This is a genomic window from Paenibacillus glycanilyticus (assembly GCF_023715145.1).
Classification (GTDB): Bacteria; Bacillota; Bacilli; order Paenibacillales; family Paenibacillaceae; genus Pristimantibacillus; species Pristimantibacillus glycanilyticus_A.
In genome coordinates this window covers 57,342-72,356 of the sequence record NZ_JAMBNP010000001.1, presented here as the reverse complement: position 1 = coordinate 72,356, position 15,015 = coordinate 57,342, and the positions used below count along the sequence as shown (strand labels likewise).

The 15,015-nt window shown below is 54.4% G+C and carries 14 protein-coding genes; all 14 read left to right on the top strand.

Annotation, left to right across the window (positions count from 1 at the left end; all coding sequences use genetic code 11):
- Positions 1–20 precede the first annotated feature (20 nt).
- The 14 genes from M3194_RS00395 to M3194_RS00330 all read left to right on the top strand — a co-directional run bounded on the left by M3194_RS00395 (position 21) and on the right by M3194_RS00330 (position 15,010).
- Positions 21–1,568: an ABC transporter ATP-binding protein gene (locus M3194_RS00395; RefSeq protein WP_251651062.1), complete on the top strand. Its 1,548-nt coding sequence runs from the start codon at positions 21–23 to the stop codon at positions 1,566–1,568.
- Positions 1,569–1,654: 86 nt separating this feature from the next.
- The gene (locus M3194_RS00390; RefSeq protein WP_251652065.1) at positions 1,655–2,686 is read left to right on the top strand and encodes an ABC transporter permease; all 1,032 of its coding nucleotides are present in this window, start codon (positions 1,655–1,657) and stop codon (positions 2,684–2,686) included.
- Positions 2,687–2,702: 16 nt separating this feature from the next.
- A complete protein-coding gene (locus tag M3194_RS00385; protein ID WP_251651060.1) occupies positions 2,703–3,632 on the top strand; it encodes an ABC transporter permease in 930 nt (309 codons plus the stop codon).
- A gap of 17 nt (positions 3,633–3,649) precedes the next feature.
- On the top strand, positions 3,650–4,543 hold the full coding sequence (locus M3194_RS00380) for an FAD binding domain-containing protein (RefSeq protein WP_251651058.1): 894 nt from the start codon (positions 3,650–3,652) through the stop codon (positions 4,541–4,543).
- Between the two features lie 167 nt (positions 4,544–4,710).
- On the top strand, positions 4,711–7,023 hold the full coding sequence (pucD, locus tag M3194_RS00375) for a xanthine dehydrogenase subunit D (RefSeq protein WP_251651056.1): 2,313 nt from the start codon (positions 4,711–4,713) through the stop codon (positions 7,021–7,023).
- Positions 7,020–7,547: a (2Fe-2S)-binding protein gene (locus M3194_RS00370; protein WP_251651054.1), complete on the top strand. Its 528-nt coding sequence runs from the start codon at positions 7,020–7,022 to the stop codon at positions 7,545–7,547. Before pucD ends, M3194_RS00370 begins: the two co-directional genes overlap by 4 nt.
- Positions 7,522–8,022, top strand: coding sequence for a 2-oxo-4-hydroxy-4-carboxy-5-ureidoimidazoline decarboxylase (uraD, locus tag M3194_RS00365; RefSeq protein ID WP_251651052.1), 501 nt, complete (start codon positions 7,522–7,524; stop codon positions 8,020–8,022). Before M3194_RS00370 ends, uraD begins: the two co-directional genes overlap by 26 nt.
- A 15-nt stretch (positions 8,023–8,037) precedes the next feature.
- Entirely contained in the window at positions 8,038–8,997 is a 960-nt protein-coding gene (gene pucL / locus M3194_RS00360; RefSeq protein WP_251651050.1) for a factor-independent urate hydroxylase, read from the top strand.
- A gap of 5 nt (positions 8,998–9,002) precedes the next feature.
- Complete coding sequence (gene uraH, locus M3194_RS00355) at positions 9,003–9,383, top strand: hydroxyisourate hydrolase (protein ID WP_251651048.1); 381 nt, start codon at positions 9,003–9,005, stop codon at positions 9,381–9,383.
- 18 nt (positions 9,384–9,401) lie between these two features.
- Positions 9,402–10,802, top strand: coding sequence for an allantoinase (locus tag M3194_RS00350; protein WP_251651046.1), 1,401 nt, complete (start codon positions 9,402–9,404; stop codon positions 10,800–10,802).
- A 16-nt stretch (positions 10,803–10,818) separates the two neighbouring features.
- Complete coding sequence (allC, locus tag M3194_RS00345; RefSeq protein WP_251652064.1) at positions 10,819–12,075, top strand: allantoate deiminase; 1,257 nt, start codon at positions 10,819–10,821, stop codon at positions 12,073–12,075.
- Positions 12,072–13,310 (top strand): pyridoxal-phosphate-dependent aminotransferase family protein, encoded by a 1,239-nt coding sequence (locus M3194_RS00340; protein ID WP_251651044.1) that lies wholly within the window; start codon positions 12,072–12,074, stop codon positions 13,308–13,310. Before allC ends, M3194_RS00340 begins: the two co-directional genes overlap by 4 nt.
- A gap of 95 nt (positions 13,311–13,405) precedes the next feature.
- Entirely contained in the window at positions 13,406–14,449 is a 1,044-nt protein-coding gene (gene add / locus M3194_RS00335) for an adenosine deaminase (RefSeq protein ID WP_285889027.1), read from the top strand.
- A 105-nt stretch (positions 14,450–14,554) separates the two neighbouring features.
- Entirely contained in the window at positions 14,555–15,010 is a 456-nt protein-coding gene (locus tag M3194_RS00330; RefSeq protein WP_251651041.1) for a VOC family protein, read from the top strand.
- Positions 15,011–15,015: the final 5 nt, after the last annotated feature.

Sequence of the window (15,015 nt, the reverse complement as noted above, 5' to 3'; positions counted from 1 at the left end):
TCTTTTAAGGAGGATACGGAATGCTCGAAACCTACTCCGTTGAAATGCAGCGCATCGTCAAGCAATTCGGCTCCGTCGTTGCGAATGACCAGGTTGATTTCAAGGCAAAAGCGGGAGAAATTCACGCGTTGCTAGGTGAGAACGGTGCTGGCAAAAGCACGATGATGTGCATGCTGTCCGGCGTCTACCGGCCAACCAGCGGCGAGATCTATATTCATGGGGAGAAAGCAAAGATCCGCTCACCCAAGGATGCCATGAAGCTCGGAATCGGAATGGTCTTCCAGAACTTCCGGCTGGTACAGACGTTAACGGCCGCGGAGAATATCATACTGGGAGAGAAAACATCCTTCTGGCGCGGTCCGGGATGGATGAAGAAGAAGCAGGAAGAGATTGATGCGATCGCAACCAAATTCGGACTGACCTTTCCGGTTGACCGTCCGATCTGGCAATTGTCCGTCGGCGAGCAGCAACGGGTAGAGATCGTTAAGACGCTGTACCGCGGCGCCGATCTGATTATTTTGGATGAGCCTACTTCGGTGCTTACTCCAGGGGAAGCGGAGCAGCTATTCGTAACCCTTGATCAGATGAGGGCAGAGGGGAAGACCGTCATTATTACGACCCATAAGCTGAAAGAGGTCATGGCGATCTCCGACAGCATCTCCATCATGCGCAAAGGCCGTTTGACGCATACGCTGGAGAGACAAGGCACGAACGAACGCGAGCTTGCAAGACTTATGGTTGGGAAAGAGCTAACGGCCATGAAGCCTCTGGCAAGCCGTCCGAAAGGCAAGCCGCTCCTTATTGTCGATCAGCTGGACGTGTATGCGGATCATGGACGCAAGGCTTTGAATCAAATGGAGTTTCAGGTGCATGAAGGCGAGATCGTCGGGGTTGCAGGCGTAGCGGGCAACGGACAGAAGGAGCTGGCGGAGGTGCTTACGGGACTCCGATCCTGGCGCAAGGGCGCTATTACCTTTAACGGCAGCCCGCTTAAGAACGCATCAGTCCGCGGTGCTATCGAAGCCCGCATTGCCCATGTGCCGGAGAACCGGATGAAAAGCGGTCTTGCCGGAAGCCTGGGTATTGTGGATAACCTCTTGTTTAAATCCTATCGAACAAGTGAGCGTTCCCGGCTTGGCTTCCTGCGTTTCAAAGCGAACCGCGACTGGTCGCAAACGCTTGTCGAACAGTTTGACGTGAAGACGCCGGGACTTGATACACCGGTCAGACAATTATCCGGAGGCAATCAGCAGAAGCTGCTGTTTGCCAGAGAAGTTGAGCAGGATCCGCTCTTCATGGTGGCGGTTCATCCTACGCAAGGGCTTGATGTGGGCGCGACGGAGGGCGTGCACCGCCTGTTGACCGAGATGCGCGGAGAAGGAAAAAGCATCCTTCTTATTTCGGAAGACTTGGATGAGGTTATGCAGCTGTCCGACCGCATATTAGTAATCTATAACGGTCGCATGGTCGGCGAGATGGCGAGAGGGGAAGCAACCCGCGAGCAGATCGGCTTATACATGGCCGGCGTGCGGGATGCGGAAGACGAAGAGGAGGAGAAGGTCGTATGAGCAAGCAGCCGGTTCAAAGCACCATCGCCGTCGAACAACCCGATATTACGCCGCGCCGCAGCAAGCTGCTGTCCTTGAGAATCGAAATGGATCCTTCCAGGAAGGAAAGTCCATGGTGGATGACGATCATCTCCGTGCTGCTTGCTTTAGTTTTCTGCGGCATCTTTATTGCAGCCAATGGCATGAACCCGATCACGGTGTATTCCAAAATGATTACCGGGGCATTTGGCACCACGTTCGGCATTACCGAAACGCTGGTCAAATCTATTCCGCTTCTCTTATGCGGAATCGGAGTTGCGATTGCTTACCGCATCTCGGTCTGGAACATCGGGGCGGAAGGGCAATTCCTCGCCGGAGCGATGGCCGCGACGGCGGTGACGGTATATTTTCCGAATATGCCCGCATACTTGGTGATCCCGGCCATGCTTGTGTTCAGTATAATCGGCGGCGGTATTTGGGGGCTGTTAACAGCCATTCCCCGCACGTATTTCCAGGTGAATGAGCTCATCTCATCCCTGATGCTCAATTACGTGGCACTGCTCGCTTTGAACTACTTCGTCTTTGGTCCATGGAAGGATCCGAAGGGCTTTAATTTCCCGGGTACTCCGGTATTCACGGAGGCGCAGTCGCTTCCGGTGCTTGGCGATACAAGGCTTCATCTTGGCCTCGTGTTCGCGATTATCGCAGTCCTGCTGTACGCCTTCCTGATGAAATACACCCGCTGGGGTTATGAGCTCCGTCTAATCGGCGCGAACCCGGAAGCGGCGAAGAACGCAGGGATCAAGATCAGCCGTCATATTCTGCTTGTTATGCTGATCAGCGGCGGTATGGCCGGTCTGACTGGCATGGCGGAAGTATCGGGTGTCACCCACCGCTTGATGTACGGGATTTCCCCGGGTTATGGGTACACGGCGATAATCGTCGCATGGCTTGCGAAGCTGAACCCGCTGGGTCTTGTTATCTCCTCATTCCTGTTTGGCGGACTGATTGTCGGAGGCTTCAGCGTTCAAACCATTGGCCTTCCTTCCTCCATTTCATCGATGATTCAAGGGGCGATTCTGTTCTTCCTGATCGCGGGCAGCATGGCCAGCAAATTCCGAATCCGGAGAAACGGATAGAAGGGGGAGGTAGACCATGGATATCTTCGTACAAATCGTAGTAGCAGCCATCTCTTCCGGCACGCCTCTCTTATTCGCAACGCTAGGCGGCATTCTGATTGAACGTTCGGGCATTATTCAGCTTGGTGCAGAGGGACTCATGCTGATGGGGGCGGTTATCGCCTGTATGACTTATCTGAACACCGGCAATCTGGCGCTTACCTTGATGGCTGCATGCGCGATCAGCGCGGTGCTTGGCGTCGTTCATGCTTTCATGTGCGTAACGCTTAGGGCCAATCAGATTGTCAGCGGTTTGGCACTAACGTTATTCGGGACGGGGCTTAGCGCTTATCTTGGAAAAAGCATTACCGGCCAGCCGGTTGCAGGCGCCGTTCCGAAGGTGAATCTAAATTGGCTTGAAGATGTACCCGTAATTGGCGGAATATTCGCGCATCTTGATATTTTGACCTGGTTCAGCTTTATTCTTGTTATCGTTTTGCACTTATACATTCATCGCACGTCATGGGGATTGCATCTGAGAGCAATTGGCGATAACCCGCCAACGGCTGACGTTATGGGCATTCGTGTTCAGACCTTCCGTTACGGCTATATCATTGCCGGCTCGATGCTGATTGGCCTTGCCGGAGCGGATCTGCTTATGGTGTATTCGCCGACCTGGATTGAAGGCATGACGGCAGGCAGGGGCTGGATCGCCGTAGCTCTTATCATTTTTGCAAGATGGAATCCGATCCGCGCGTTATTCTGTGCTTATTTCTTCGGCGCTTTGGATACCATCGGCTTCCGCATTCAATTGATAGGCAGCGAGATTCCGTCCTACTTCCTGAAAATGATTCCTTACATCGTGACCATTCTGGTTCTCATGTTCCTGGGCTGGCGTAATCGCAACAAGCCGTCGGGATCACCGGAATCGCTTGGTACACCATATATTCGCGAACAACGATTTTAACGAAAGGGGATGGCGTAATGGCTGCGAATGCACAAGGAGTAGCTGAAGCACCTTTCGTCTGGCATCCGGCAACCGCTGCGGAGGCTTGGCAGCTGAAACAAACGCTTGGTACGGAAGGCGTGTATACCGCAGGAGGCACGCTGCTGCGGACACAATGGGAAGCGGGGCTGGCGGCCATGCCGAACCATCTCATTAACGTAGGGGAAATAGAAGAGCTGCATGGCATTCATATCGATTGCGAGAGCGGAACGGGCACTTTAGGAGCGATGATAACTCTGTCGGATCTGCGTACCAGTCCGCTGGTACATGCGAGTTTCCCGCTTCTGACCGAAGCGGCCCGCAGTATTGCGGCCCCGTCGATCCGTAATTTGGCCACAATCGGCGGCAACGTTCTATCCCTGGTAGGAGATTCGCTGCCGGCCTTGCTCATCTACGATCCCGTATTGCATTGGCATGACGGCTCGAATGGACTGCAGGAATCTTTATCCGAATGGCTGTCCACCGCTGCCGTTCATGCAGCGTGGAGGGAACGGCTGCTGATTGCCATCGAGCTGACCCAACCAGCCCTGGATTCGAATACGAAGCGATTCGTCGCTTACCATAAAGTCGGAAGAAGGGACGCCTTTACTCCATCAGTAGTAACCGCGGCATTAAGCGTACAGCTCGATTCGGACAACCGGCTGAGCGATGTGCGGCTTGCGCTTGGCGGCGGTCAAACGATTCCGCATCGGTTGGAGTTGGTTGAACAATTCCTGACCGGCAAGATTGCCAATAAGAAAACCATTACCGAGGTCTACGCGCTTGTTGTTGAGCACTATGAACCTAAAGGTGACGCTTTTGTACCCGTCAGCTATCGCAAGAAAGCGGCAGCGAATTTGATCGCTTCGGAACTATGGAAAGCGGTAAGGTGAAACGGCTTTGCGTCCCCAGGCGGCAGAGCGCGTTTCATTCCGGAGAATTCTAAGTCTGATTATAGGGAGAAGCCTATAAAAATCTTAGAATTCGAGGTGAAACGGCTGCTGCTGTTCTTCGGCAGCAGAGCGCGTTTTTAAGGTAAAGAGAGGATGGGTGGTCAAATATGCTGTTGAATCGGAAAGGAAGCGGGGCACGCTGGCGTGTTCGTCCAGACGGGCCTGACAAAGTAACCGGCAAGCTGGCTTATCTTACCGATATGACGGCTCCAGATATGCTTATTGGCCGCGTATTGCGGAGTCCTCATCCGCATGCGCGGATCACGGCCATACGAACGGAACAAGCCGCGGCGATGGACGGCGTTCACGCTGTCATTACCCACAAAGACGTACCGGGTCTTAACCGGTTTGGTATCGCCAATCCCGATCAGCCGGTCCTATGCGAGGATCGCGTACGGTATGTTGGAGACGCCGTAGCGGCAGTGGCGGCAGACTCGATAGAAATTGCCGAGCAGGCTCTTCGGTTAATTGAAGTCGATTACGAGTTGCTCGAGGTCGTGGAGGATGCGGAATATGCGCTTGAGGACGATGCTCCCAAGCTGCATCCGCAAGGCAATCTGCTCCACCGGAACGGATTCAAACGCGGCGATGTTGATGCCGGCTTCGACAGCTGCGCGCATGTCGTGGAGGAAACGTATTATACGCCGCGGCAGATGCATACGTACATGGAGACCGAAGGCGGGTTATTTATCCCTGGTGATGACGGAAGACTGACGGTTTATTCGCCCACACAGCACGGATTTATGGACCGGATGCAGCTGGCTCGCATTCTGGCGATACCGCAAAGCGATATCCGGATCGTATCCAGTCCGATTGGCGGTTCATTCGGAGGGAAAGACGAGCTGAACGTTCAGCCCTACGGAGCATTGCTGGCTCGGGCGACCAAACGTCCGGTGAAGCTTCATAATTCCAGATGGGAATCGGTTCGCGTGGGACTAAAGCGGCATCCGATGAAGATTTCGATGAAGACCGGCATTGACGAGAACGGCAAGCTGATTGCCCATCAAGCGAAGATTATCGCGGATACGGGTCCCTACGCCACGCTTGGAGCGGAAGTACTGAATTTTGCCGTTGAACATGTGATTGGCCCGTATCGCTATGAGAATCTCGATGTGGAAGGCTTCTCGGTCTACACCAATAACGGCTTATCCGGCGAGTTCCGGGGCTTTGGCGGCAATCAGGCGATATTCGCGCTGGAAGGACAATTCGATCGTCTGGCGGAAAAGCTCGGCATCGATCCTTGGGAGCTCAGGCTGCGCAACATGCGTAAATCCGATGATCCCGGCCCGTTTGACCATCCGATCGCTCTCACAGAAGGCGCGAAGCAAGTATCGGCCGCCATGACGGCAAGCGCCTTATGGCAGGAGCGCGGCAACCCGGGCAGAACCGAGGAAGAGCAAGCCGAGCCTTGGATCCGTACCGGTATTGGAGCGGCGTTCACGATGCACGGCGCAGGGCTTGGCTTCGGTATTCCCGATCCGGCAGGCGGGCGATTGACGCTCGCCGCGGACGGCAAAATCGAAGCGGTATTCGGATATGAAGAATTCGGCCAAGGACTTATCGCTTCCTTGGAGCAAATGCTGATTGAGCAGTTCGGCTTCGCATCGCAGGATATCCGCATCATTATCGGCGATACGGATGTCGTACCGGACAGCGGGTCGACAACCGCTTCCCGAGCAACAAGCATGATGTGGAAGTCGCTTCAGAACCTTCGGCCGTTGTTCGAGGAGGCAGTGCTCGGCAAAGCGGCAGAGATCTTGAAGCTTTCGGCAAGCCGGCTGCGGTTCGGCGAAGGCGGAGTCTATGCCATTGATGCAGATACCGATTCCTCCGAAGCGGAGTGCCTTATTACCTATCCGGCGCTTGCGGCCGGTTGCGTCGAACCGATCACCAGCACGACCCAATTCCACTTTCCGACCTCGGCAACCGAGAAGGTAGGCGCCCATTTTCTTTATACGTACTCGGCGGTTGCCGTAAAGGTAGAGGTGAATCAATTAACCGGTCGGATTCGGCTTCTGCATCAATATCACACGGTTGCCGCAGGACCCGTTATTAATCCGCAAGGGTTTCTCGGGCAGATTGAAGGCGGCAGCAGCATGGCGCTTGGCTTTGCGCTCACGGAAGACGCCGTCATGAGCGGCGGGCAATATTTGACGAAAAACCTGGATACGTATCTGGTCCCAACCATAGCCGAGCATCGGGGAACAATGGACGTCCATCCGATTGAAGAGCTGCCGGAAGAAGATACTTATGGTCCGCGAGGCATAGGAGAGGTGGGTTCGGTCACGCTGGCACCGGCTATTGCGGCGGCAATCTACGATGCGGTTGGCGTGCGGGTAACAAAGCTCCCGATTGATCCGGAGCTCCTGCTCGCACAATCTATCGATCAATTACTAGATAAGGCGGTGAGCGGAGAATGAAAGATTCGATGAAGCCCTTATCCAGGCTTGAGACGAGCTCGATTCCTTGTACGCTTAACGGTCAAGAGATCAGCTTGAACGTACCGCCGGCCAAACGTCTGCTTCATATTCTGCGCGATGACCTCGAGATGACGGGGACCAAGCGTTCCTGCGATATCGGAAGATGCGGCGCATGCATGGTGATGGTCGACGGTGTGCCGGTCAACTCCTGTCTGACCATGGCTTATCAATGCTCGGGCAAGTCGATTACAACGATAGAAGGCGTGTCCGCCGGGGGAATGGATCCCATCCAGCGTGCTTTTCTAGAGGAAGGCGGCTTCCAATGCGGCTATTGCACGCCGGGGATGATTATATCGGTGAAGGCGCTGCTGGATCATAATCCCGATCCGACTCCGCCGGAGATCGAAGAAGCGTTATCCGGCAATATATGCCGTTGCACCGGTTATGGGGGCATTAAGAGAGCCGTACAAAAAGCGATAGAGTGGAGGAGGGAAGCCTATGAATCTGAATCTGTCCACGATTAACGAGATGCCAAAGGAGCAGTTCGTCGAAGCTCTTGGCGCCATTTTCGAGCATTCGCCTTGGGTTGCCGAGCTTGCCTTTGACGCAAGGCCCTTCCGCACGGCAGATGAGCTGCATGACGCGATGGTGAAGGTAGTGATTCATTCATCGGAGGACAGAAAGATCGCGTTATTCCGGGAGCATCCGGATCTGGCAACGCGGATCAAGATCGGCGAGTATTCAACGTTGGAGCAGAAGGGAGCGGGACTCGACAGGCTGACGCCGGAGGAGTTCGAGGTGTTCACCAGAAGGAACCGCGAATATACCGGCAAGTTTGGTTTTCCGTTTATCCTCGCCGTTCGCGGCAAGGATAAATCCGATATTTTAGCCGCGATGGAAGCAAGGATTGATAACAGCCTGGAGGAAGAAGCGGACGAAGCGTTATGGCAGATCGCCCGCATTACGAAATTTCGGTTACATGACCTTATTACGGAATAGAAGGGATTGGTATTCATGCTTAAACTCCGCAGCGGTCGCACTCTTTATTATGGAAAAGGCGATGTGCTCACCTATCGTACGTATGCGAAGCCGTTATCCGTAACCGCAGTTCCTGAATCCGCCTATACCGGTGACAGCAATGTCATCTTTGCCCATAATATAACGTTTGCCGTAAGCAGCGAGCAGCTCCTGACTTCGTTTACCGAAGGCGATAATTCCCTGGTTGTGGCAACCGACTCGATGAAAAACTTTATTCTGCGCCATACCGCCGCTTACGAAGGCAGCACAACCGAAGGGCTGCTTTCCTTCATCAGCAAGAGGTTCATGGACAGATATCCGCATATTGACGCCGTCGAGCTGAGCGCGGACCGTATTCCGTTCCAGACGCTGGAGGTAGCTTCGCCTGGCCAAGAAGGACTGGAGCCAAGCCCGCTTGTCTACCGCCGATCGCATAACGATCATGCCAGCGCGTCGATGAAGCTGGGGCGGAAAGACGGGGCTCCCGTCATTGAGTCGCTTGAATGCGCGATTACCGATCTTCAGCTCATTAAGGTAAGCGGAAGCTCCTTCTATGGATTTGTCCGCGACGAATATACGACATTGCCGGAGAGCTACGACCGACCGCTTTTTATCTTCCTGGATATCACCTGGAAGTACGATCAAGCTGACGATGCGGTTGATGCCGAGCTTGGCCGGTATGTTCCCGCGGAGCAAATCCGGGATATTACCCATAACGTGTTCCATGAAATGAAATCGCCATCCATTCAATTCTTAATCTATCAAGTGGGACTTCGTATTCTTACCCGCTTCCCGCAGCTGGCCGAAGTGAGATTCGAGTCGAACAACAGGACTTGGGAGACGATTGTGGACAATACGGAAGCCGATCCGGCCGGCGTCTATACAGAGCCTCGCCCTCCATATGGTTTCCAAGGGTTTACGTTGACCCGGGAAGATCTGATATCGGACGGAGAGTGAAGCTTATGAGCGGAGGACGCATTACAACCCATGTGCTGGATACATCTTTAGGCAAGCCCGCCGAAGGGCTGCAAGTAGAGCTCTGGCTGATCGAATCTGCGGAAGGCTCAGCTGAAGGACGTACCCTCTTGCGGACGGCAATAACCAATGCGGATGGACGACTGGATGCGCCGCTGCTTGGCGGCGAAGAGATGCTGGCCGCCGTCTATGAGATTGTTTTCTGTGCGGGGGAGTACTTCCAGGATGAGAAAAGGCGCCATATTCTAGGCGGTGAACTGGTGTTCGACCGCATTCCGATTCGTTTCTGCGCGGCGGATGCAAGCTCGCATTATCATATCCCGCTGCTGGTCGCTCCCGGCGGCTACAGCACCTACCGGGGAAGCTGAAGAGAAGGAGGCTGCAGAATGAACCAGGTATTTGATCGCATGATCCGAAACGGAAAGGTTGTTCTTCCGGATGGCACTTATTCCATGGATATTGGCATTATCGGCGGCAAAATCGCAGCCATCTCCGAATCGCTCGCCGATTGCGCGGCCGATGATGTTCTGGATGCGGAAGGCAAATACGTCCTTCCCGGCATGATCGACATTCATGTTCACTTTAATGAGCCGAACTTTGGCCATTGGGAAGGCTTCGCAACGGGCTCGGCAGCTCTGGCTGCCGGCGGCTGCACCGCCTATGCGGATATGCCGCTTAACGGCAATCCGCCTACGGTAACGCCGGAAGCGTTGTCTCTGAAGGAAAAGCTGGCCGAGGGACATTCGGCGGTCGACTATACCTTCTGGGGAGGGCTCGTTCCCGGCAAGCTGGATCAGCTGGAAAAGATGGCGTCCGCTGGAGTACGCGGCTTCAAAGCCTTTATGTCCAATCCGGGCGGAGAAGGCGAAGGCCGCTTCCGCGAGGTGGACGACTTGACGCTCTATGAAGGAATGAAACGGATTGCCGCATTAGGAGGCTTTGTAGCCCTCCATGCGGAAAGCGACGCGATCACCTCCCGGCTGGCGGAACAAGCGGTTCAGGAGGGACGAACCGATGCCCGCGCATTTGTGGCCTCCCGCCCGGTTATTGCCGAGCTGGAGGCCGTGAACAAAGCAATCCTGTTCTCGGAGCAGACGGACTGCGAGGTTCATTTTGTCCATATCAGCAGCGTAGAGGCGGTTGAGCTGATCGATCGGGCGAAGAAACGCGGCGTTGCCGTAACGGTAGAGACCTGCCCGCATTATCTTCTTCTGACCGATGAGGATATGGCGAGCATCGGCCCTGCAGCCAAATGCGCGCCACCGCTTCGAAGCAAGGAGCAGAAGGAAGGGCTGTGGCGGCTGCTCGCCGAAGGCAAGCTGGACGTTATCGCCTCTGACCATTCCCCTTGCCCGCCGGAGCTGAAGCTTGACGAATCGTTGTCCTTCTTCGAAGCATGGGGCGGTATTGCCGGCGCGCAAAGCAGTCTCGAGATTATGCTGGACGAAGGCTGGGTGAAGAGGCAAATCCCGCTTCATCAACTGATGGATGTATTATCCGCTGGGCCTGCCAAGCGATTCGGGCTCTATCCGCATAAAGGGCATATTGCCGAAGGGGCCGATGCAGATCTCGTTCTGGTGGACCCTCGCCGATCCTACACGCTTGCAGAGAAGGACTTGTGGCAAAGGCATAAGGTAAGCCCGTATATTGGCCGGGAAATGACTTGCAAGGTGACTGCCACGCTGGTCAGAGGCCTGACCGTTTATTCCGAAGAAGATGGCGTTCAAGAGGTAAGGCAAGGACAATTATTGCTGAAGCCCGTCAATGCCCATCAACAAACCCCATAAGAGGAGGCTGTTTATGATGAGGATACCGATGGAACAAGAAGCCGCCTCCTTTGTTTCCCGTCTTCTTGATGAGTTGTCCTCCTTTGGCGCGGATGATCAGGGAGGCGTTACCCGGCTGCTATATACACCGGAATGGCTGCAGGCTCAGCTGTTCCTAGCGGAGCGTATGAAATCGCTCGGCATGGATGTCCGCTTCGATAGAGTAGGCAATCTATTTGGCCGTTTGGAAGGAAGCAGCAAGGAAGCGCCGGTTATTCTAACCGGGTCGCATATCGATACGGTACGCTCGGGAGGCCGTTACGACGGAGCGTATGGCATAGCGGCAGGGATTGCGGCCGTTACGTATTTGAAGGATACGTACGGACAGCCGGTGAATACCTTGGAGATTGTTTCCTTCTGCGAAGAGGAAGGCAGCCGATTTCCTCTTACCTATTGGGGGTCCGGCAATATGACCGGCGTCTATGACTGGCAGAGCGGCGGTATCGTCTTTGACTCTGACGGGATCAGCCTCCAGGAGGCAATGGAAGCAGCGGGATTCGGCAAGCCGGAACAGGAAGCAAGTGCCCGCGGGGATATCGGGGCCTTTGTTGAGATTCATATTGAGCAAGGACCGGTATTGGAGCGGCAGCGCAAGCGAATCGGTATCGTGGAAGCCATAGTCGGTCAGCGCCGGTATGTCGTAACGGTACGCGGCGAGACCAATCATGCCGGAACAACTCCGATGTCCATGCGTCATGACGCGCTGGTTGGCGCGGCGGAGATGATTCTGCAGCTTGAAGCCGATGCGCTGTTATGCGGGGAACCGCTTGTCGCCACGGTTGGCCGGATCGAATGTATACCCAATACGCCAAATGTGGTGCCTGGGGAAGTTAGCTTTACCGTTGATATCCGTCATATTGATGAAGCCGTTATCACGAAGTTCTGCGACAACGCAATCGCAAAATTTAATGAAGTTGCCAAATGGCGCGGGCTCGAGCTGACGATTGTGCCGTGGCTTGCGGCTAAGCCCGCACCGATGAACCGGGAGCTTAGCGATAAGCTGGAGCGGATCTCCAATGATCTGTCTCTTCCTTATCGCAGAATGGTGAGCGGAGCGGGTCATGATGCGCAAATGTTTACCCCGCATTATCCGACGGCGATGCTGTTTGTTCCGAGCAAGTCAGGCATCAGCCATTCGCCGCAGGAATATACATCGCCTGAAGAGCTGGCCGAAGGCGTCTCCGTATTGGCCGCTTTACTATATGAGTTAGCTTATGAGGGGATACTGCCATGAAACGTTACGACGAACTAGCGCCATCTCAAAGAACGATAATGACCCCTGGTCCCGTTGAAGTGGATCCGAGGGTGCTCCGGGCGCTCTCATACCCGATTCTAGGCCAATTCGACCCTGAATTCACAGCTTATATGAACGATACGATGGAGATGCTCCGCTCCTTGTTCCGTACGACGAATCATTGGGCATTCCCGGTTGACGGAACGTCCCGCTCGGGCATTGAAGCCGTATTAACCAGTCTGATAGAGCCGGGCGATAAGGTTCTTATTCCCATCTACGGCCGTTTCGGCAATCTGTTATACGAGATTGCAGAGCGTGTCGGTGCCGAGGTCGCTTTTATCGAGAGGGAATGGGGCACCGTCTTTGATCCTGAGGAGGTTATCCGCGCGATTCACCGGGAAAAGCCTGCGCTTGTGCTAATGGTGCACGGGGAGACGTCTACCGGGCGGATGCAGCCGCTTGCGGAGATAGGCAAGGTATGCCGAGAGCTAGGCATTCTCTTTGTTGTAGACGCGGTAGCTACCATTGGCGGCGTACCGGTAAATACCGATGAGTGGTTTATGGATGCGGTGATCGGAGGCACGCAAAAATGTCTCTCCGTGCCGTCCGGCATGGCCCCGATTACGTACAATGACATCGCAGCGGCCAAGATTAATGCCCGCAAGACCATCGAACGTGGCTTGCGTACAGGAACCGACAGCGTAAGCAGCACGTCTGTCAGTCGCCCCGTCATTCGAAGCAATTACTTTGACCTCGCGCAGCTGCAGGATTACTGGAGCCCGGCCAGACTTAATCATCATACCGAAATGACCTCTATGCTGTACGCTTTGCGCGAAGGCCTGCGTCTGGTGCTTGAGGAAGGGCTGGAAGCGCGCTTCGCCCGCCATCGCGTTAACGAGTCGGCATTGGTAGCCGGCCTAGAAGCGATGGGACTTACCTTGTATGGCGACCCGTCCAGCAAGCTTCCGGTCGTAACATGCGTCAGCATACCGGAAGGCATTGACGGCGAATCCGTCCGGAGCATGCTGCTTAACGCGTTTGGCATTGAAATCGCGAGCTCCTTCGGCAGCTTGAAGGGGAAAATATGGCGAATAGGAACGATGGGTTACAGCTGCCGCAAGCAAAATGTCCTTCAATTGCTAGGCGCCCTGGAAGGCGTATTAATCCGGCACGGGGCAAAGCTTCATACCGGAGCGGGGCTGCAGGCCGCACTGGATGTTTATGATCAAACATAGTAAAATACGAAGACGGTGTCCACCTTTCGGCTTGCTGCAGGAAGGGAGATGCCGTTTTCAGTTATCCGTTATTAACCATAAGGAAGGTGTACATATTGGATCAACAACTACAGGAACAAATCAGACTGCTGCCCAAGATCGATCTGCATGTGCATTTGGACGGCAGCGTAAAGCCGGAGACCATCCGGGAGCTCGCGAAGGCACAGGATAAAGAATTGCCTGTAGGAGCAGAAGGCGACCTTACGCCATGGATGCAAATTGATGAGAGCTGCAACAGTCTCGTTGAATATTTGAGCAAATTCAATTTTGTGCTGCCGTTTATGCAGACCGCCGAGTCGCTGGAGCGTATTGCCGAGGAGGTTGTTGAGCAAGCGGCTGCTTCCGGCTGTCTCTATGTGGAGGTTCGGTTTGCCCCCATGCTTCATACGCTCGAAGGGTTGTCCGCGGGGGAAGCTATTCTGCATACGATTGCCGGATTGCAGAAGGGCGAACAAACGTTTGGTGTTAAGGCTAGAGTCATCGTGATCTGCATGCGCCATGATTCCGTAGAGAAAAACCTCGAGGTCATCGAAGCCGCGCGCGAGTATTACGGCAAAGGCGTGGTTGCCGTTGATCTGGCCGGCGACGAAGCGGGCTTCCCGCCAGCGCTGCATCAAGATGTCTTCGACCTGGCAAGCCGCTATAAGCTGCCGATCACCATTCATGCCGGTGAAGCGGGAAGCGCGGGCAATGTGAGAGAATCCATTACGAGACTAGGCGCCCGCCGGATTGGGCATGGCGTTCGCATGACGGAGGATCCTGCCGTCATCGAATTAGTGAAAGCCACCCGAACGCCTCTTGAGATGTGTCCGGTCAGCAATATTCAGACTAAGGCGGTTACGGGCTGGGATGCTTACCCGATCCGCACGTTTATGGAACAGGGAATTCTGGTTACGGTGAATACCGACAACATGACCGTATCGGGAACAACGATGAATCTTGAATACGAAATGCTGGCGGAGCATTGCGGCTTTACGATCGAGGAGCTTGCGCGGCTGGCTGTTAATAGTGCCGAAGCGGCCTTTCTTGAGGGAGAGGAAAAAGAAGAGCTGAAAGCCGCTGTCCATAACGCTCTGATTAAGCTTCATGTCTATCTCTAATCTTTTTTTGCGCGGGATGGCAGGGATCGTTGAGTCAACGGCGAACCCCCAATAAGGCGGGTAGCTCCTGCCAACTTTATGCGTATGGAAGGAAGGGGTATTAAGATGGGCCAATCGGCAATCGGAACAAAAATGATTACCCAAATCGGGATTCTTGTGCATGATATCGAGGCGGTAAGTGAAGCGTACGCGAATTTCTTCGGCGTGGACAAACCGGCATGGAGCTGGACGGATACCCCCGATAAAGCGCAAACCGAGTTTCAAGGCGCGCCGTCGCAGGCACGCGCCAAGCTGGCATTTTTCAACATGGATTCGCTTCAGCTGGAATTGATTGAACCAGACGCTCATCCAAGCACATGGAGGAATCATCTGGAGGAGCATGGAGAAGGACCGCATCATATCGCGTTTGTCATAGAAGGAATGAAAGAGAAGATTGCCATTATGGAGAGCAAGGGCATGAAGCTGCAGCAGAAGGGTGAGTACACCGGCGGGCGTTATGCCTATTTTGATTCCATCCCGCAGCTTAAAATCTTAATCGAACTGCTCGAGAACGATAAATAACACCG